Source organism: Bradyrhizobium sp., assembly GCF_049586575.1.
In the GTDB taxonomy this organism is placed as follows: domain Bacteria; phylum Pseudomonadota; class Alphaproteobacteria; order Rhizobiales; family Xanthobacteraceae; genus Bradyrhizobium.
Window position 1 is genome coordinate 1 of sequence record NZ_JBAVCF010000719.1, and the last position, 3826, is coordinate 3826.

At 60.6% G+C, this 3826-nt stretch carries 4 protein-coding genes and 1 pseudogene; all 5 read left to right on the forward strand.

Annotation, left to right across the window (positions count from 1 at the left end):
* Positions 1 to 240 precede the first annotated feature (240 nt).
* On the forward strand, positions 241 to 975 hold the full coding sequence (locus tag WB528_RS26195; RefSeq protein WP_423892180.1) for an SDR family oxidoreductase: 735 nt from the start codon (positions 241 to 243) through the stop codon (positions 973 to 975).
* A 163-nt stretch (positions 976 to 1138) separates the two neighbouring features.
* On the forward strand, positions 1139 to 1885 hold the full coding sequence (locus WB528_RS26200; protein WP_423892181.1) for an SDR family NAD(P)-dependent oxidoreductase: 747 nt from the start codon (positions 1139 to 1141) through the stop codon (positions 1883 to 1885).
* A 102-nt stretch (positions 1886 to 1987) separates the two neighbouring features.
* The gene (locus tag WB528_RS26205; RefSeq protein ID WP_423892183.1) at positions 1988 to 2668 is read left to right on the forward strand and encodes a site-2 protease family protein; all 681 of its coding nucleotides are present in this window, start codon (positions 1988 to 1990) and stop codon (positions 2666 to 2668) included.
* Between the two features lie 85 nt (positions 2669 to 2753).
* On the forward strand, positions 2754 to 3164 hold the full coding sequence (locus WB528_RS26210; protein WP_423892185.1) for a hypothetical protein: 411 nt from the start codon (positions 2754 to 2756) through the stop codon (positions 3162 to 3164).
* A gap of 90 nt (positions 3165 to 3254) precedes the next feature.
* A pseudogene (locus tag WB528_RS26215) lies at positions 3255 to 3705 on the forward strand (ABC transporter substrate-binding protein); the annotation flags it as partial.
* Positions 3706 to 3826 lie beyond the last annotated feature (121 nt).

Here is a 3826-nt window from a genome sequence, read left to right on the forward strand (position 1 = left end):
TCGACCGTCGGCCAGCATGCGACCGGCGCCTGCATGGAGCTCGCCACACGTTACCACGACATCGCCGGCAAGGTCGGCGTGGCCAGGGACAATCACTGACCGTTAGCCGTCATTGCGAGCCAACGGGTCGCGCGAATGCGCGCCCGTTGATAAACTCCGCAAAGCAATCCAGCATCAAGAAAAAGGTCTGGATCTTCGCCGCTTTGCTCCTCGCAATGACAAAAATAAAGGGAGAAGAACATGTCAGATCGACTGAAAGGCAAACGCGCCTTCGTCACCGCGGCAGCGGCCGGCATCGGGCGCGCTTCGGCGATCGCCTTTGCGCGCGAGGGCGCCAGCGTCTTTGCCACCGACATCGACGAAAAGGGACTGGCTGATCTCGCCAAGGAAGGCGTCAAGGATGTCGCGCGGCTTGATGCGCGCGACAGCGCGGCGGTCGCGGCGCTCGCCAAGCGCGTCGGCGGAATCGATATTCTTTTGAACGCCGCCGGCTTCGTGCATCACGGCACGGTGCTCGATTGCTCCGACGAAGACTGGGACTTCTCCTTCGACCTCAACGTCAAGTCGATGCACCGGACGATCCGCAGCTTCCTGCCCAGCATGCTGGAGCGCGGTCGCGGCTCGATCGTGAACATTTCATCCGCCGCCGGCGTCTTCAAGGCCGCGCCGAATCGCTACGTCTATGGCGCGACCAAGGCCGCAGTCGCCGCGCTGACCCGCGCGGTCGCAGCCGATTTCATCACCAAGGGCATTCGCTGCAATTGCATTTGCCCCGGCACCATCGAGACGCCCTCGATGCTTAACCGCGCCGCCGCCGCAGGTCCCGGCGGACGCGAGATGTTCGTTTCCCGGCAACCGATGGGACGGCTCGGCACGGCGGAGGAAATTGCTTTGCTCGCGGTCTATCTCGCCAGCGACGAAAGCGCGTTTACCACCGGCGTCGCGCACATCATCGATGGCGGCTGGACGCTGTAACGTCGTTCCGGGCGCGCGAAGCGCGAACCATGATGTGCTATTGCACATCAGAGAACCTCGAGATTCCGGGTCTGGTCCTCGGCGCAAGATTGGGTATCAATTTTGTCGCCTCGGACCGTCCCGGAATGACAGAAATTAAACCTAGACCCGAGGGAACGTAACTATGAACAAGATCGACCTGAATGGCCGTTGCGCGGTCGTCACCGGCGGCGCGCAGGGCTTTGGCCGCGCGATCGCCGAGCGTTTCGTCGCCTCCGGCGCCAAGGTCGCGATCTGGGACCACGATCAACCGCTGGCCGAGAAGACGGCCAGGGAAATCGGCGCCGGCGTCAGCGCGTTCAAGGTCGACGTAACCGACCTTGCGGCGGTTGAGAAAACGCGTGACGAGACGCTGAAAGCCTTCGGCAAGATCGACATCTTGGTCAACAATGCCGGGATCGCCGGGATCAACAAAACGGTGTGGGAAACCGATCTCGAGGAATGGCGCAAGGTGCTGCGCATCAATCTCGACGGTCCGTTTATCTGCTGCAAGGCGATCGTGCCTTCGATGGTGAAACAGGAATACGGCCGCATCGTCAACATCGCCTCCATCGCCGGCAAAGAAGGCAATCCCAACGCCGCGCATTATTCGGCCTCGAAGGCCGGCCTGATCGCGCTGACGAAATCGCTCGGCAAGGAACTCGCCGCCTACGACATCGTGGTCAATGCGGTGACGCCGGCTGCGGCCAAGACCGCAATCTTCGATCAGATGACGCAGCAACACATCGACTTCATGCTGTCGAAGATACCGAAGAACCGCTTCGTCCTGGTCGAAGAACTGGCCGCGCTTGCGGCCTGGCTCGCCTCGGAAGACTGCTCGTTCTCCACCGGCGCGGTATTCGACATTTCCGGTGGCCGGGCGACCTATTAACTACTAACCATATCGGCGGCCAGAGGGGTTGCCCGGGCGGCCGGGGTCGGAATAGCGGCAAAAGGTGGTAGCCTGACCGCCTTCAAACCGGTCAGGACATCCGTGAACATCACCCTCTACGACCTTTCCGTCTGGGTCTTGCCGCTCGTCATCGCCATTACCTTCCACGAGGCGGCGCACGGCTTTGTCGCGCATCGCCTCGGCGACGACACGGCCTACAAACTCGGCCGCGTCAGTTTCAATCCGATCCGGCACATCGATCCCTTCGGCACGCTGATCATGCCGGCGATCCTTTTGATGTCGCATTCGCCGTTTCTATTCGGCTACGCTAAGCCGGTGCCGGTGAATTTTCGCGCGCTTCGCAATCCGCGGATCGGCATGGTCCTGGTGGCGTTGGCGGGTCCTGCCACCAATATCGTGCTGGCGCTGGTCGCCGCATCCGCGATCCATGGCGTGGGTTTGCTGCCCGCCAATGCCGCGCAATGGCTTTTCGATAATCTGAAAAACGCGCTTGTGATCAATGTGATCCTTGCGATCTTTAACATGATGCCGATCCCGCCTCTCGACGGCGGGCGTGTCGCGGTCGGGCTGTTGCCGAGGGTACTGGCCTTGCCGCTTTCTCGGTTGGAACCGTTCGGGATGTTGATCCTGATCGGACTTTTGATCCTGCTGCCACTCGCCGGTTCGCAGTTCGGTCTAAATCTTGATGTTATTTCGGCGATATTGCGAACCACGACCGGCTTTGTGATCCGGCTGGTTCTGATCGTCACCGGCAACGCATAACCGATCCAGTCCCAGACTTCGGCTCAGCCAGCCGCAAGACCCGCGCCGCAAGGAAGCAGAGGCCATTTTGATCAAAGCAGCCAACATGATGATCGCGCGACGCGCCGATACGAGGGCAAGAGCCGATTTCGCAACCTGGACCATGATGGCAAAGCTCAACGGCGCCTCCTCCCTGCCCCCCGCGGCCCAAGTCTTCCTCGACAAGTACAAGACGCTACTGAAGGAAGAGCGCGAAGCCGTGGCCTCCGAGGTGGTCATCCAGCTCATCTATCAGAGTTATTACGCGGAGATGGGCGGCGCGGGCGAGGCTCCCGAGGTTAAACCCCGTCCGGCCGAGACAGTTCAAACCAGCGGCAACGTCACAGCCTTCAAACGCCCGCCTCCGCAACGAGCGAAGCCGGCTGGTGGGCAGCAAGCCAAGCCAAAACTTCCCGTCGCACTGATCTTCGTCTGTCTGGCGATCGTCTATACGGCTTTCCGGTACTACTTTCGCTGACGCCGGGCATTTTGCCGCGTCCGTCTGGAAGTTCGAAACGCCCTGGGCGGCACGGCGAAGGCCGGACATAATACTCCCGGGGAAATCAAATCGGGGGGCACCGGCAAGGCGCTGGTGAAGTCGGGTGGCGATACCTGGTTCTTCCTGACCGCTGACTACGCATTCGGGCACGCCCTTGAGCGCGACACCAGCGCGGTGATCGTGGCCAATGGCGGCAAGATATTGGGCAGCGTCAAGCATCCGCTGAACAATGCCGACTTCTCCTCGTTCCTGCTGCAAGCGCAAAACTCGAAGGCAAAAATTGTCGGCCTTGCCAATGCCGGCGGCGATACTACCAACGCCATCAAGCAGGCAGCTGAATTCGGCATCGTCGCGGGCGGACAGAAACTGGCGGGCATGTTGATGTTCATCACCGACGTCAACTCGCTTGGACTGAACGTCGCGCAGGGTCTCAATTTCACCGAGACCTTCTATTGGGATATTGAACGACCAGACACGCGCCTTCACCAAACGCTTCAACCAGCGTTTCAAGAAGAATCCGCCGATCGCGATGGGCCAAAACCGGAAGCACGCGACGTGGAAATCAGGTCAGCAAAAGCGGCAAGCCCGGATCGCTTTTCTCCATTGCGCGTCTGTAGGCAGGGCGATTACCGATTCGCACG

Coding starts and splice junctions, on each gene's coding strand:
- WB528_RS26195 (WP_423892180.1), top strand. CDS start 241: ATGTCAGATCGACTGAAAGGCAAACGCGCCTTCGTCACCGCGGCAGCG.
- WB528_RS26200 (WP_423892181.1), top strand. CDS start 1,139: ATGAACAAGATCGACCTGAATGGCCGTTGCGCGGTCGTCACCGGCGGC.
- WB528_RS26210 (WP_423892185.1), top strand. CDS start 2,754: ATGATGATCGCGCGACGCGCCGATACGAGGGCAAGAGCCGATTTCGCA.